This window comes from Blastopirellula marina (genome assembly GCF_002967715.1).
GTDB lineage: Bacteria > Planctomycetota > Planctomycetia > Pirellulales > Pirellulaceae > Bremerella > Bremerella marina_B.
This window is the reverse complement of sequence record NZ_PUIA01000069.1, coordinates 422,359-437,582: the sequence shown is the minus strand read 5'-3', so window position 1 is coordinate 437,582 and position 15,224 is coordinate 422,359. Positions and strand designations below refer to the sequence as shown.

Sequence of the window (15,224 nt, the reverse complement as noted above, 5' to 3'; positions counted from 1 at the left end):
GCAACGGTGGAATGCGAAGCTCCAATTCTCGAAAAACTGGGCACCTTCGCAAGCGTACTGGCTGTTAAATCTAGCGCAGATTGCCGAGGTGCGGTCGATTTCTCAGCCAAAGATAAACTGAGTCACCGCGTCGGTATCGGCCAGATTCGTCAGCAAAAGGTCGGGCTTGGCGGCTTCGAGTTGTTCAATCGAAAAAACGCCGGTAGCGACGGCGACCGCTTTCGCTCCGATGGCTCGGGCACACTTCACGTCGTTCGGTGTGTCGCCAATCACATAGATATCATCGGGCGAGATTGGCTGGCCGTGAAATACTTGGGCGGCTTCCAGGGCGGATCGTGCTACGTCGTCTCGGTTGGGATGATGATCGCCAAACCCGCCGAACGCGAAGTACTCGTGAATGCCGTAGTGTCCGAGTTTGAGGGCGGCACCCTTCTCGACGTTTCCCGTCAGCAGGCCCAACAGAACGTCATCACGCTGCGAGAGCTTGGCCAGTAGCACGGCAACCCCTTCCAGGACGAGCCCTTGCCGCTGAGGCAGGTTGGTCGCCAGTCCGCTGAGGTATTGATCGAGGAATTTGTGCCAGGACTCTTCGCTGAGCGTCTTGCCGTGTAGTTCGTAAAGTTCGGCGAAGATGCCGCGGTCTGTCTTGCCGCTGACCTGAAAGAGGTGCTCTAGTTCCGTCAGTTCGGCCACTTTCAGAAACGCCTCGATCATGGCATCTTTGCCGGCCATGCCCGTGGTGATGAGGGTTCCATCGATATCGAAGAGACAGACTTTCATGGTGCTCCTTGGTGCGGCGGATCAACAAATACTTACGTCGATTCTGACAGAACGACGTCGAGTTCGACCTCGCGCTGCTTGTCGGTCATCAGTCCTCGGATGACTTTGACTTTGATAGTATCGCCAACGTGATGATCGAAGAGGGCCTGCATGATATCCCCTAAGTTCTTGATCGGCTTATCATCAATCTGGACGATCAGGTCCCCCAGCACCACGTGCTGATCCATGGAAATGATGGTCGGTTGGAGGCCTGCTTTTTCCGCTGGGCTGCCAGGAATAATCTCGGCGACTAGGGCTCCTTCGATGTCTAGTCGGGCATTGATCGTTGGTGGTGCCACACGAACGCCCAGGTAGGGACGCTTGATCTGGCCATGGCGTACCAATTCGGTAACCACCGAATTCACCGTATCGACCGGAATGGCAAACCCAATCCCGGCATAGGCTCCGCTAGGGCTGTAAATTGCGGAATTCACCCCAATCAGCCGGCCACCGCTATCCAACAATGGCCCACCGCTGTTGCCAGGATTGATGGCGGCGTCGGTCTGAATCAAGTCGTCGATTTGCCGCCCGTCTTCGGCTTCGATCGAACGCCCCAGGCCACTGATCACGCCGGTGGTAAGCGTATGGTCGAAGCCAAATGGGTTTCCAATGGCGAAGACTTTCTGGCCGACCTGCAAATTGGCCGACTCTCCGACCTGAATCGGCTGGAAAGCTTCTCCTTGAAAATTGGTGACCTGGAGAACAGCCAAGTCGTGTTCTGGAGACGAGCCAACGATGGTTGCTACATAGGTCGAAGCGTCGGCGAAGGTGACGTGAGCTGTGCCTGAGCCGTTGGCAATGGACTGAACGACGTGGTAATTGGTGACAATATGCCCGTGTTCGTCCCAGACGAATCCACTCCCCTGCCCTGTGGCCATCTCGGAGATTTTCGCACTGCCGTACATCCGAACCTGCTGCGAGGTCGTGATGAAAACGACCGAATTGGCAGAATTCTCAAATAACTCGATTGTCGATTTCTCATCGTCGGCCAAATCCCCCCGCGGGGTAATCGTCCGAGGTTCGGCATGGGGGTTAAGCGTGGGCTTGTCGCTGGACGTAGTCCAATAGCTGATTACCCATGCCCCGCAAAAAGCGGCGACCAGGCAATAAAGAAACAGCCGCAAAAAAGCGACCGGATTGGGCTGAGTCCGGGCCGAATTGGCGGCCTCTGGAGGGCCGTTGTGAGGGGTAGGCTCCATGGAAGCACGCGGGGGGCTTAGAGGGATCAGCAAGGGCGGAACTCACTTCCGCGCGAAAAATTAGCTCGCAAATCGTGCGAGCCAACAAAGCTGGGGAACTAGGATTTGAACCTAGACTAACAGAGTCAGAATCTGTCGTGCTACCGTTACACTATTCCCCACTAATTTTGCAGCGGTTAAGGTTAGGGCCTAAGTCGTCTGACGTCAAGGGATTCAGACAACGAACTATAGTAGTCGACCCTCATAATTGGTAGACTACTGCCTACACCCCTTAGAAACGTTGCCTTTCGTTTTCGGACGAATTGCCCGTTTCCCTCATACTTTTCCGAGATGGTGTCCCGGCATTTGGGACCCGGCAACATTGGCGGGAGATCATCGCAAGGCATGTCTAGCTACCTCGTCGCTCTGAATGGCCCAGATTCCGGCAAAAAAATATTCCTCGCGGGCGAGGAATTTACACTCGGTCGACATCCCGAGTGCGATATTGTCGTCGAAGTTGGGGCCGTAAGTCGCTATCACGCCAAGATTACCCGCAATGATCGTGGATATTCGATTGAGGATCTGAAAAGCCGAAACGGGACCTTCGTCAACGACGAGCAGATCGCCAAGCCCCACCAGTTACAGCATGGCGATTCGATCCGAGTTTGCGATATTTCGTTTGAATTCAAGCAGGAAGGGGTCAAGCCAGCCCCAACCGAGACAGTCGGCCTCAAGGCCGATGGGCCGGGGGCCTTTGGTGCCGTTATGGTGGACGACGACGGGGCCACCTCGACGATCATGTCCAAGTTCGAGGTTTCGTCGCAAACCGGCTCGATTCATCTGACAGCCAGTCCGGAAGTCAAGCTGAACGCACTCCTCGAGATCACTCGCGGTCTGACCGGGACCCTTTCGCTGGACGAGGTTCTGCCGAACGTTCTCGAGGGTTTGTTTCGTATCTTCCTGCAAGCCGATCGCGGTTTCATCATTCTGCAGGATGGATCTGGGAATATGGTTCCCCGCTGGACAAAGGCCCGCAAGGAAAGTGACGAAGAGGAAATTCGCATCAGTCGCACGATCGTCAAGCACGTCATGCAGACACGCGAAGCGATTCTTTCGGCCGATGCCGCAGCCGACTCACGATTTGAGATGAGTCAGAGCATCACCGACTTTAAGATCCGGTCGATCATGTGCGCTCCGCTGGTGAATGCGGATGACGAAGTGATTGGTGTGATCCAGATCGATACGCTTGATCAACGCAAGCGTTTCCAGAAGGAAGACCTCGAAGTTGCCGTCAGTGTCGGTATGCAGGCAGCAGCGGCGATCGAACGCGCTCAACTGCACGATCAGGCGATTCGCCAAATTGCTTTCGAACGCGACTTGCACACCGCCAAACAGGTTCAAATTGGGTTTCTGCCGTCCGAGCAGCCGTCGTTGTCAGGCTACAAGTTCTATCACTATTACCTCGCCGCGAATTCCGTTGGTGGGGACTACTACGACTATATTTCCCTACCGGATGGTGGGACGGCGATCCTGGTCGGGGACGTCGTGGGGCATGGGATTGCGGCTTCGCTGATGATGGCCAAGCTATCGGCTGAGGCTCGATATTGCCTGGCTTCGATGGCCGATCTTCAGCAAGCGGCGTTTCACTTGAATAACAACTTTGCCGCTTATACCCCGGCAGACAAATTCGTGACGCTGGCCATTGCGATTTTGCATCCTGAAACGAACCAGGTCACACTCATCAATGCTGGGCACAATCCGCCGATCTTACGAAAGCCGGATGGCACCTGCTCGATGATCGCCGAAGAAGAAATCGGCCTGCCGCTTGGGATCATGGAAGATATGGATTACGACATTGCCCGTTTCACGCTTGAGCCGGGGGAAATGCTCTTTATCTATACCGATGGGATCAACGAAGCCATGAATGCCGATGGGGATCAATTCGGCATGGATCGTATGTTGGCTTGCGTTTCCCAGAAAACAGACGACGTCGAAGTCTGCAGCAAGGCGATCATTGACGACTGCCGGAAGTTTATGGCCGGCAGTCCTCAATTCGACGATATGTGCATGGTTGCCATTCAACGCAAAGCTTAATCCACGAAAATCCCCCTCAGAAGCGAAAGTGCTTGAAAGGGGGATCGCGTGTAAGTCACTCTTGGCGTTGCCCCACGCCGGTAGCTAATTCTTTTCAGGCGTAACGATGGTTTCAGCCTGGTTGGTCACGACTGGGCCGCCCAGGTACTCGATCCAAACGTTGCGGAACACGACTGGGTTGCCGTGATCTTGCAGCTTGATCGGGCGAGCGTCGGCACCTTCAGGCTTGCCGGCACCAGTTTTATTGGGGATCAGGTAGTTGTCCTGGACCAGGATACCGTTGTGCTGGACCGTGATGCGAGCCGGCGAAATCTTGTTTCCTTCATTATCGAAACGGGCAGCCGTGAAATAGACATCGTAGGTCTGCCACGCCAACGGAGGAAAGCACATGTTGATGTCAGGGCTCTTGGTACGATAGAGCGACCCACATTCGTTGAACTCGCCTGGCAGACCGAACGAGTCGAGAATTTGGACTTCGTAGCGTTCCTGGATGTAGAGACCGCTATTAGAGCGAGCCTGACCCAGAGCATATGGCATGTAGGGCAGGCGAAACTCGATGTGAAGACGGAAATCCTGGACTGGGTCTTTTGTGACCGTGCCGATTTGCAGTTCCCCTTTTTCGTTGACCTTGGCGTCAATGAATTTATCTGTGGATGTTCCATCGAATAGGACCGTTGCCTTGGAACTTGGTTTAAGCCCCAGCAACTCGCTGCGGCGTTGGACCTTGGTCAGGATGCCCAAGGTATCGCCAGCCGAGTTGACCACGATCGCTTTGCCACCGCGAACAAGTACCTGGTAATTGCCTTGGCTGAGAACGAGCGTTTCGCCATCTCGTTTGCCGCTCAGATCGATCAACTGACCGTTTCGCCAGCCATTGCCTGGCAAGCCGCCGCGTAGCTGACGTCCGACGAAGTTGCCGTCGCCGCGGGCAATCACTTGAATCCCCGTCGTTTCGAGAATCCCTCCGGGTAATCGCAGTTTTCCGTAGTATTCGCCTTGGAGTGCGAAGTCTTCATCGACCTGGCTTAAATCCGTGGCGGCAAGTTTCTTCGGATCTGGCTTGGCAACCGGCGGAGGAACTGGCTTGGGTTCAGGTTTAGGGGCTTCTTTGGGGGCGGGAATTTGTTCGTGCTTTTCTTCCGCTTTGGGCTCAAGCTTCGACTCCATTTGCTTGGGTTTTCCCGCTTCGATCTTGGGTTCGGGAGCTGGGGTCTTAGCGGGAGTTGGCTCTTCCTTTTTCGGCTCAGGCTTCATCTCCTTTTTCGGAGCGTCTTCCTTGGGTGGGTCGCCGGCGTCTTTCTTTTCAGCTTTATCTTTCGCGTCATCCTGCGACGGCTTGGGCTTCTCGTCTTTCTTCTGTTCTTCTTTTTGGGGGGCCGGCTTCACTTCCTTCTTCGGCTTTGCTTCCCTCTTGGACTCTTCCTCTTTCGCAGCGTCCTTCGACGGTTTCTTTGGGGCGGATGCTTTCTGCTTGTCCTTCTTTTGGTCGCCGTGTTTGTGCTGCTTGTCGTCCTTCTTGCTTTCGTTGTTCTTCCTTTGGTGCTCTTTCGAGTCGTGCTTGGGGGACTCCTTTTTATCTATTACTTCCTTTTCCGTTCGTTCGCCATCTTTCTTGGCGGTTGGTTCGTCGCCGATGGCCGGTCCGGCGAGCAGCGAGGTAATGATCAGCAAGGAAAACAAGACACGATACAACGACATGATGGTAGCTCCGACCGACGAACCTCGGCTTTAGTGTCTTGATATAGCCAAGACGCAGCCCAGGACTGTATTGCAATGGTTTGATTCGGGGGGATGGGTAAGAAAGTCTAGTTTGAATAATGGGGCAAAGGGAATCAAGTTTTACGAGACTTATTCTCGATTTCCTTGTTTCGCGCAAGCAAAAGCACCCAGTGTTTGCTGGGTGCTTTTGGGTTTCTGCGAGCGAATGCCGAAAAGCTTACTCGGCGGGCTTTTCTTCAGCAGCAGGTGCTTCGGCAGCTTCTTCAGCCGCTGGAGCAGCTTCTGCTGGGGCTGCATCACCTTCAGCTGGCATGGTGATTTCGGGTTCACCGGTGCTTTCAACCGGTGGTTCAGCGGTCTTCGAGTTACAACCAATCGAGAATACCATCAGGCCCATGACCAAGCTGGCCGAGCACATCCACTTCAAAACTGACATGGCAAGAAAACTCCTAAGCGTCAAAAGCAAAATTTCCTGGCGGGAACGCCAAGACCCTAATTGTAGGGGCTGCGGGCTTCCGAAAAAACGTGCCCCCTTAACGTTTTCTAAATATTTTCGGGGAAGTAAGTGCGGATCAGTTGGGTCATCTTGGTCACAGCGGATTTAGGACGTCCGCGGGGATCAAGAAGGCCTGCATGGGGAAAGCGGTGGGGTTGGGTATCAGAGACCTGGCTCCAGAACACCCCTTGCACCTGTGGGTGGGTCAGCAGGGCCGGCAGGATGTGCTCGACCATTTCTCGCTGGGTGCGGCGACTGATTCGTTCGAGCGGTTCTTTCTCGCGATTCACGTCATACAGTGCGTTCTCGTCAGGACGCCACGAGCTGGGGGCCGATAACGTCACAAAAAGCGGAACGCCCAGCAGGCTCCAATAGTCGAGCAAATCGACTACGTCGAAGAATCCACGATAGTACGTCGCCGGATTCAGTTCTCCGAAATTCAGCTCGAGTCCAATCCCGGTAATGCCAACGCGGGCCCGGACCAACTCTTCTGCGAAGTGAATGGGAGCCAACTCGCGATCGCGGCTGGTCATGTACTCGCCCCAAGGCTTGGCGAAACTAACCAACAGGGGTGCTCGCAGGCCAGCCGTGCGAACCGTTTGAATAATATGCAGCAGCACCTGAAGCCGCTGCTCTTCTTTTAAATCGAGCGATGTCTGAGCGTTCAGGCCTGCCGCACAGTACCACAAATCGACACGATTGCGATAGTGCTGGATCAGGGCCTGGGTGTACTTCGTAACGGAACTGAGCACTTCCTCGAAGTCGTTTTCCCACAGATAGAGCCAATCTGGAGTCGCGAATCGATCCAGGCAAAACATCGGCCCGAGGACTGTCGCATGACCTTGATCGCGGACAGCATCTAACGTGGCGTCGACTTCCGACCAGTCGTACTGGCCAACTTCGGCTTCGCACTGCTTCCAGTTGGGTTCGACGAGAATCGTGTTCAACGACTGCGTGAGCAGTGGTTTGATCTCGGCCGAAAACGGTTCTGTCAAGGCGATACCGCGCAGGAAAGCCCGTTCGCCAGACTGTTTCGAGAGGGCATGGAACGAAGCCGTCGCGTAGACATGTTCCAGGTGCGAAAGCCCCTTCAGTGAGAACGACAGGCTCTTGGCCGCCAACGCATCCGATTCTTCGGGATCCTCTTTCGCTACGGCTGCTCTGGCAAAATAATTGGTTGCATCCTGCAAGTGCTTCTTTGTCACGTCTAGCAGGTCGAGTTCGGCATCCAGGCAAGCATTAGAAAGCGTACGAAAGCGGAACAGCGAACCACGAGCCAGTTCAAGCAACAAGCTGTAAGGCGTCTTGTTGTCGACTCGCAGTGCACAGGTCGACAAGATCTGAGAAGAGCGGCGATCGTTTCGAAAGGGGACTTTAACCTTTACTCCGTCCGTCTCTAATAGTTCAAGAACAAGACGGTCGTCAGATCGCTTAATAGACGTAGCGCGGACCAGTCGATCGCAGCCAACCACGTGAATTACGCGGCAGTCCTCGTCCGAAATGGTCAATTCGTTAGGAATTCGAAACGTTAGTTTGGGCAAAACCCGGCTCGCTCTCATTCAGGGGGTTAATCGAGAATGCCAATCATGCTGCTTTCCCCGCGTGATAGCACGCTCTTTCAATTCTAATCGTCGGCCATGCCGGGATGAACCACGAAAATGTCTATCTCGTGGGGTATGTCGCCTGGGCTAAGTCTGCGGCCAATCGCGTTTGCCAGGTCTGTTTCCAAGAGACTGCCTGTGGCAAAATGCCGGTTGAACGGGCCAATACGATTGGAACGATCATCTGGCTCCAGGTTTCCAGTATATCCCCTTTAGCGACTCAAATCGGAAAAACATGGGTCTTAACTATCCTGTTCGGCAGGGCAAAGTGCGTGACGTCTACGATTTGGGCGACCAGGTATTGTTGGTCGCGTCGGACCGAATCAGTGCGTTTGACTACATTCTGCCGTCACTCATTCCGGATAAGGGGCGGGTACTGACGCAGATGAGCCTGTTCTGGTTCGAGACATTGGATATCGCAAACCACCTGATTTCGACGGACGTTCAGCAAATGAACCTGGCTGGCGATGTCGATCTCGGAGAGCTTGATGGCCGCTCGACGTTGGCCCGCAAGACCGAAGTCATTCCGATCGAATGTGTCGTGCGAGGTTACCTGGCCGGTTCAGGCTGGAAGGAATACCAACGCAGCCAAACGGTCTGCGATATCCCATTGCCGGCCGGATTAGAGCAGGCCGCCAAGCTGCCGGAGCCAATCTTTACGCCAGCCACCAAGGCCGAAACGGGGCATGACGAGAATATCTCGTTTGAGCGGATGGTGGAAATTGTCGGCGCTGAGATGGCGAATTTGCTCCGAGAAAAGAGCATTGCCGTCTACCAGGCCGGTGCTCAGCGGGCACTTGAACACGGCATTATCATCGCCGACACCAAGTTTGAATGGGGCGTCGTCAACGGCGAGGTGCTGCTGATCGACGAAGTGCTAACGCCGGATAGCTCTCGCTTCTGGCCTCAAGATGAATACGCGGTTGGGATGAGCCCGCCATCGTTCGACAAGCAGTTTGTCCGCGACTGGTTAGAGGCGAGCACTTGGGACAAGAATAGCGAGCCCCCTGCTCTTCCGCAGGAAGTGATCGAGAAAACGCGAGCCAAGTATATCGAAGCCTACGAGCGAATTACCCAGCGGAAATTCACCTGGTAGGAGCTTCAAGGTTTTAGCTTTCGGGCGTCTCAGGCTCTGGCTGAGACGGCTCCGTCTTGCTCGGTTCTTCAGCCTTGGTTTCTCGGGCAGATTCCTTCATTTCAGAATCTTCTGCAGGCTGTTCCTGCTCGGCCTTTTTCTTAGATTCCAACAACGGCAAACGCTCGGCCCGCAGGGCATTACCGCGGCGATACGGAGACAGCACGTCATCGTCACTGGTATAGAAATCGTAGGCCTTTTGGGCCATCTCTTTGTTCTCGTCTTGCCGCGCGAGTGCTTCTGCGCTGCGGGCAATGCCATAGAACGTTGCTGATTTAAATCGCGTGGAGGGAAACTCTTTGAGAGTTCCTTCTTCAAAGAAGTAGATCGCCGAGTCGTACTGCGCGTCTCCCAACGCGATTACCCCAAGATTGAAACTGGCCAGTTCTCGCCACAGTAAAACGTTCTTTTGAACGCGGTCGAGAAAGAACTGCTGAACCTTGGGGTCATCGGGCAAATCCATGCCTGCCATTTGCATCATTTCGAGTTGTTCGCGTGGATTGGCGATTCGGAACTGACGTTCCATCAGACGCGTATCCATATACATCGACCGGGCACCCTTCTGCTGCGTCTCGTCGTCGAATTTGCACATCAATTGCAAGGATCGCGCGACGGCAAAGGGAGTCATCGTGTCGTAGATCCAGCGTTCGACCTGGAATAGAGGCTTCAGAACAGGATCGTCCAGACGCTTGGTGATCGCCGCTTCTGCTTCGAAGGGAACCGTCCACAACTGGATGTCGGTGACTCCCTGGAAATTCGACAGATGATCCTTCAGCGAGGACGGGGCGACGTGAACTTTCATGGTCGAGTCGCCGGAAAGAACTCCTTCCAGCAACTGTGTTGCCTGGGTCAACGAGGTCGACGGGGCATCGATCAACAGCGTGACCTTCTCGATATCCTCGGCCGTGACGGGATACTTGTAGTTCTCTGACGCCATCGCTTCCAGGTCTTCGGGGTGATCTACCAGGTGTGATAGACGCTGTATGCCCTGGCCGTCTTTCTCGGAGATTGGAAGTGCGTAGGCCATGTCGAAGAGAAACAACTCCCGGCCGATTGCCACGCCGACGACCTGAGGAACTTTGTCCGAGTTGCCGAACTTTACGACAACAGCATCCAGGCCTTGTTGGCGGCACAGTTGAATGAACACACGGGCCCGTTCCAGGGCATCTCCTTCGTTCAGTTGTAATGCGTTCCAGGTATCGCGACTGGTGCCAGGTGCGAACTTCCCTTCCTCCAGTTCATTCGCGCGAACTGGGTGAATGTGCCGGACGGTCCAATCGAACAGCAGGTAAGCCAGCCCAAGGTCGTTGACCTGGCTATCGTCGAGCGTTTGATCGATCTGCGCGTCTAAAAAGGCCTGCATATCGGCCTGGGGCGTTTGATTCTTACGGATCCAGTCCGAAATGGTCTTGGCCCAAAAGGTACCTACCAGAAAATCAAACTCACTACCGCGAAACGTGACACCGGTGAATTGCTCTGGCTGGTCAAGGAATCCACGACTTTCCAGATCTTGCAAGCCTGGCAGGCTACGAATCGTATCGGGAAGTTCGGCCACCATAGGATCGGGCTGCCAGGTGGGATCTAACTTTTGGGACATGAGCCAGCGATTCATACGCTCGAGTACTTCGACCTTGACCTTGCCGGCTGGATAGCGATCCAGGTCGCGCAGGTAAGTCATGGCCTGGTCGACGAATTGCTTGGAACTGCCACCATCGGTCGCTACGGTCGCTTTGGTATCGTCGACCTGTGGACGAATCTTCCTGCCACCGCATCCCAACACAGAAACGATGAGCAATAGGAGGATGACAGAGGTTCGATGCGTGCGGCTCATGAGAGTTGATTAACCTTGGGCCGCTGCGCGGACGGCCAAAATACGCTGAAGAAAATTTTCCAGTTCCGACAGGGGAACCATGTTCGGACCGTCGCTGGGGGACTTGTCAGGATCGGGATGGGTTTCCAGGAACAGCCCATCGATACCAACCGCTGCGGCGGCCTTGGCAAGGGGAAGAACCATCGCGCGATTTCCGCCGGTCTGGCTTCCCAGTCCGCCGGGCTCCTGGACGCTATGTGTCGCGTCGAAGACCACCGGTACACCGAGTGATCGCATTTCAATCAGGCTTCGCATGTCATTGACGAGTCGACCGTATCCGAAGAACGTTCCCCGTTCGGTCAAAAAGGTTTCTCGGGCACCGGCTTCCTTGAGCTTTTCGACAACGTGCTTCATATCCCAGGGAGCCATGAACTGCCCCTTCTTCACGTTGACGGACTTTCCGGTTTGTGCCGCGGCAACTAACAAGTCAGTCTGCCGAGCGAGAAAAGCTGGAATCTGAAGGATATCGCAAACCTGTCCCACGGAAGCGGCTTGATAAGATTCGTGGAGATCCGTCGTGACGGGAATTTGAAACTCGGTACGAACGGCTTCCAAAAGCTTTAAACCTTCTTCCAGCCCCAATCCTCTGTACGAATGAATGCTAGTACGGTTCGCTTTATCGAACGATGCTTTGAAGACCAATTGAATTGGCAGCCGCTGGGCCAGATGGCACAAATGCTCTGCAATTTGGAATGACAATTCGCGCGACTCAAGCACGCAGGGGCCTGCGATGAGAAGCAATTGCCCTTGTGAGTTCAGGGCAAACGTCGATGAATTGGGGGCCGAATCGTTCAAGGGCTATCTCGTGACTAGTGGGGAATCATCCATCCTATTTTCCCGCCGAAGATTCTCCCAGGGCGTCTCAGGTTAATTATTCGCAAAGACTTAGGGCGAAATCTCGGTTAGGCGTATTTTGCCACGAGTCCGCAGAAATTCCCATCCGACCTATTTGCCTGGCATGGAAGGAATCGAGTTATTTGTCGGTTCGCTTCGGAGGGACAATCAACGGCAGGTAGCTAGGAAGGACCGAGAGTCGGATATCCGTGAAGCCGGCCGGGTCGCCGTCTGTTTGCAGAGGAACAGGGCCGGATGGGCAGCGGATATCAACGCTGAGGGCCTTAAACCGCTGTACGTCGCTTCGCTTCGTGATGGTGCCTGAGAGGAGTGAAGTGATGTAGGAAGCCGTCGCCCCAAAGCCCTTCTGAGTCAGTACGCAGATGTCGAGCAGGCCGTCGTCAGGAACGGCATCGGGTGTCATCTCGAAGCCCAACGCGTAACGAGGCACGTTAAAGGCAAATACCCAGAAGCCTTCGGTTTGCGTCCGACTGCCATCGGCGAGCTCGATATCGAGTTCCAGCTTAGGGTATGGGTACTTCGCAAGCATTTCAAACGTCGGTTTGACATAGTGAAACTTGGTCAAGTGCCCATTTCGTCGCTGATGAACATGGTGCACGACTTCAGCTTCAAACCCCGCGGACAGCATCAGCAAAAAAGTGTGGTCGCCAAGTTGCCCTGCATCGAATCGCCGAACGATACGTTTCGACAGCATCTTCGCAAAGGCCCCAATATCGGTGGGGATTTGTAAGTACTTGGCGAGGATGTTCTCGGTACCGGCTGGGTAGATCGCAATAGGTACGGTTCCACCTGTCTGGCCCGCGATCATGGCGGCCGTTCCATCCCCCCCGACAGAAACAATGAAATCGGGACGCGGAACAGCTTCGTCTTCCCATTGGAAGGTCAACTGCTCGGGAGAATTAATTTCGACCGTGTTCAACCCCAGGTCCTTGAGAAGCTCGCGCAGACTCTCATGCCGCTGCGGCTTGTCATATCCGCCGGCAATTCGATTGATAAATAGCCAAGCGGTTTCGGTTGAAGTGGCTTGGCAAGTTTCCGTGAACGTCACAGTCGCATCACTTTAGAGGTAATTGGAACTAGGATTGCTCTCATCCTATCGAGGCACCACGCGAAAGCGAAGGCTAACGCATCCTTCATGTCAATTTGAGACGCAGATAGGTGCTTTCGAAGGATATCACCATCTTGTCTCAAAGTGAGCTTTCTGGCGAATGCAGTAAGGTATTGCTTGTTAAGGGCTTGTGCATTTAGGTCTCGATTTCAGACAAAAGGTCAGGAAAAAATCTGTTAAAAACAGCCAAATGTAGGGGTGTGTATTATTTCTTTGTGGCATCTTGAGCCACATACGCAAAATACCCATTTGTCGCTATTTATGCTTCGCTTAGGCGATTTTTCCTAAAGTTCGACGCTCAAGGGAGTTCGGTTCTAATCGCAATTTTATTGCTTGTTTGGCTCGGCAATTGCTGTTACTTGGGCCATCGGCTCCTCGGAGGAGTCGGTAAGCTGGCCCGTGGGGCCGCTGTCGAACTTAAGCTGGATGGTTTGCCTTGCCCCTGACGATTCAGCTTCTCCAACGCGGGTTGGTACGACAGCGGTCCCTCGATTTTTTCTTGGCTTATGATTATGGCTAAACTGCGAGCCCCCTTCGCTTTAGTCGGAATTCTCGTAGACTTTTCGGTCTAAGATCCCACTGTTTGGCTTCGATAGGCGTGAAACCTTTCCTTAGTTTCTAAAATCAATGGCTAGGGTAAGTTGACGCAATCCACGAGCTTCAGTATCTTTGAGCGTTTTGATTCGCGACTCGCGAATAAGCCAGCGTAGCTTCAATTGGCAGAGCACAGCATTCGTAATGCTGGGGTTACGAGTTCGACTCTCGTCGCTGGCTCTTCTTGTTTCCCAAATGCGTATGGGTAATTGACTCGTTTCCAGTTAGGGACCGGTCCTTAACCAAGTTAAGAAAAGCGGCGAAACGCAGTGCCCAATTATCTCCCCCGAGCTTTCGCACTTGGGCCTCGACAAAAACGTTTGGAGCCCCGTTGATGATTCAAGGAATCGATTTCGATCTCAAGAGCGTTGTCCTCACGAATTCGTCCTTCGGTCCGGAGGAAATTCGCCAGATCCTGCGAACGGTAGGACGTGACTACAACGCATTCTCGACGCTTCGCGACAGTGTCTCCGAGCTGGAAGGCCAGTCGGAAGAGCGTTCGCCAGCCACGAACGTGCGCCTGGGTGTTTGCCAGTTCATCATGGGTAACTACAACAGCGCCGTTCAAACGCTTTCGGCCGCTGATGGTGGAGCCCTGGCCCATTACTACCTGGGTCGCAGCTATTTCTGCATGCAGAACTTCGACAAAGCGATCGAAGCATTTCAGTCTGCTCAGACTGCCGGCTACAACAAGGATGATTGCCAGCTAGGCGTCATTGAAGCGCTTCGGAGCAAGGGCGATTCCGAGCAGGCCCTGCAGATGCTGGACAACATGTTTGGCCCGGTCGAATCGACTGCCAATTACCTGTACCAGCGCGGTGCGACCATTGCTTCGCTGGGTGGTAACCCGGCCGAAGTGGTTGCCCTGTACGAGCGAGCCGTCGAAGCCGATCCTGGTCACGCCGGTGCTCTTTTTGGTTTGGCATTGGAAAATGATCGTCGCGGTAACGACGCCATGGCCCTGCAGCTTTACCAAAGTGCTTCTGCTGTCTTCCCGACTCACGTTGGTGCACTGCTCAACCTGGGGCTGCTGCACGAAGATCGTGGTGAATACGATCGTGCGACCCATTGCTACCAGCGTGTGCTCGATTCCTACCCGGCCGAGAAGCGAGCTCGTATGTACATGAAGGATGCCCAGGCATCCGGCGACATGTACTACGACGAAGAAGAGCAAAAGAAACGCGACCGTATGTCGCAGGTTCTCAGCATTCCGGTTACCGACTTCGAATTGTCGGTTCGCAGTCGGAACTGCCTGCAGAAGATGGGCATCATGACCCTGGGCGACCTGTGCCGCTGCTCGGAGCAAGAGCTTCTGGCGAGCAAGAACTTTGGCGAAACGTCGCTGATCGAAATCCGCGATATGCTTCGTTCCAAGGGCCTGGAACTGGGCCAGATGTCGAACGAAAAGCCTTCGACACCCGAAGTCAGCTACGATACCACGGGGCTCTCGCCTGACGAGCAGGCTCTGTTGGATCGCCCGATTGCCGAACTCAGCTTGTCGGTTCGTGCCCGCAAGTGCATGGTTCGCTTGGGTATTTCCACCATCGGCGAACTCGTTCGACGCACCGGCGACGAACTTTTGGAATGTAAGAACTTCGGCGTGACAAGCTTGAACGAAGTTCGCGAAAAGTTGACTTCCTACAATCTGAAGCTTCGCGGCGACTAATTGCTGATCGTGCGGCCAATGGCCTAAAACTCAAACCCATGCGGAAAGCCGCGTGGGTTTTTTCATGGAGCTTTGAGACACTTTGGATC

At 54.3% G+C, this 15,224-nt stretch carries 11 protein-coding genes and 2 tRNA genes; 4 read left to right on the top strand and 9 right to left on the bottom strand.

The window, feature by feature from the left end; all coding sequences use genetic code 11:
• Nucleotides 1–102 precede the first annotated feature (102 nt).
• The 3 genes from C5Y96_RS22250 to C5Y96_RS22240 form a co-directional block, all read right to left on the bottom strand.
• Complete coding sequence (locus C5Y96_RS22250; RefSeq protein WP_105357989.1) at nt 103–780, bottom strand: HAD hydrolase-like protein; 678 nt, start codon at nt 778–780, stop codon at nt 103–105.
• A 32-nt stretch (nt 781–812) separates the two neighbouring features.
• Nucleotides 813–2,018, bottom strand: coding sequence for a S1C family serine protease (locus tag C5Y96_RS22245; RefSeq protein ID WP_105357987.1), 1,206 nt, complete (start codon nt 2,016–2,018; stop codon nt 813–815).
• A gap of 90 nt (nt 2,019–2,108) precedes the next feature.
• A tRNA-Gln gene (locus C5Y96_RS22240) sits at nt 2,109–2,179 on the bottom strand.
• Nucleotides 2,180–2,402: 223 nt separating this feature from the next.
• Here C5Y96_RS22240 and C5Y96_RS22235 point away from each other — a divergent pair.
• Nucleotides 2,403–4,091: a SpoIIE family protein phosphatase gene (locus C5Y96_RS22235; RefSeq protein WP_105357984.1), complete on the top strand. Its 1,689-nt coding sequence runs from the start codon at nt 2,403–2,405 to the stop codon at nt 4,089–4,091.
• Nucleotides 4,092–4,175: 84 nt separating this feature from the next.
• On the opposite strand, the gene C5Y96_RS22230 is transcribed toward C5Y96_RS22235, so the two are convergent.
• The 3 genes from C5Y96_RS22230 to C5Y96_RS22220 all read right to left on the bottom strand — a co-directional run bounded on the left by C5Y96_RS22230 (nt 4,176) and on the right by C5Y96_RS22220 (nt 7,847).
• The gene (locus tag C5Y96_RS22230; RefSeq protein ID WP_105357982.1) at nt 4,176–5,789 is read right to left on the bottom strand and encodes a DUF1080 domain-containing protein; all 1,614 of its coding nucleotides are present in this window, start codon (nt 5,787–5,789) and stop codon (nt 4,176–4,178) included.
• A gap of 238 nt (nt 5,790–6,027) precedes the next feature.
• Nucleotides 6,028–6,246 carry a hypothetical protein gene (locus C5Y96_RS27635; protein ID WP_199188760.1) on the bottom strand — a complete coding sequence of 73 codons (219 nt, stop codon included), beginning with the start codon at nt 6,244–6,246 and terminating at the stop codon, nt 6,028–6,030.
• Between the two features lie 107 nt (nt 6,247–6,353).
• Nucleotides 6,354–7,847: a hypothetical protein gene (locus C5Y96_RS22220; RefSeq protein ID WP_105357979.1), complete on the bottom strand. Its 1,494-nt coding sequence runs from the start codon at nt 7,845–7,847 to the stop codon at nt 6,354–6,356.
• A gap of 295 nt (nt 7,848–8,142) precedes the next feature.
• On the opposite strand from C5Y96_RS22220, the gene C5Y96_RS22215 reads away from it, so the two are divergent.
• Nucleotides 8,143–9,003, top strand: a complete 861-nt coding sequence (locus C5Y96_RS22215; protein WP_105357977.1) for a phosphoribosylaminoimidazolesuccinocarboxamide synthase — start codon at nt 8,143–8,145, stop codon at nt 9,001–9,003.
• A 13-nt stretch (nt 9,004–9,016) separates the two neighbouring features.
• On the opposite strand, the gene C5Y96_RS22210 is transcribed toward C5Y96_RS22215, so the two are convergent.
• The 3 genes from C5Y96_RS22210 to C5Y96_RS22200 form a co-directional block, all read right to left on the bottom strand.
• The gene (locus tag C5Y96_RS22210; RefSeq protein WP_105357974.1) at nt 9,017–10,873 is read right to left on the bottom strand and encodes a tetratricopeptide repeat protein; all 1,857 of its coding nucleotides are present in this window, start codon (nt 10,871–10,873) and stop codon (nt 9,017–9,019) included.
• Between the two features lie 9 nt (nt 10,874–10,882).
• On the bottom strand, nt 10,883–11,707 hold the full coding sequence (kdsA, locus tag C5Y96_RS22205) for a 3-deoxy-8-phosphooctulonate synthase (protein WP_105357972.1): 825 nt from the start codon (nt 11,705–11,707) through the stop codon (nt 10,883–10,885).
• A gap of 178 nt (nt 11,708–11,885) precedes the next feature.
• Nucleotides 11,886–12,815, bottom strand: coding sequence for a diacylglycerol/lipid kinase family protein (locus C5Y96_RS22200; RefSeq protein ID WP_105357970.1), 930 nt, complete (start codon nt 12,813–12,815; stop codon nt 11,886–11,888).
• Nucleotides 12,816–13,575: 760 nt separating this feature from the next.
• Here C5Y96_RS22200 and C5Y96_RS22195 point away from each other — a divergent pair.
• Both C5Y96_RS22195 and C5Y96_RS22190 read left to right on the top strand, forming a co-directional pair.
• Nucleotides 13,576–13,649: transfer RNA gene (locus C5Y96_RS22195), tRNA-Thr, on the top strand.
• Between the two features lie 154 nt (nt 13,650–13,803).
• The gene (locus tag C5Y96_RS22190) at nt 13,804–15,135 is read left to right on the top strand and encodes a DNA-directed RNA polymerase subunit alpha C-terminal domain-containing protein (RefSeq protein WP_105357968.1); all 1,332 of its coding nucleotides are present in this window, start codon (nt 13,804–13,806) and stop codon (nt 15,133–15,135) included.
• Nucleotides 15,136–15,224 lie beyond the last annotated feature (89 nt).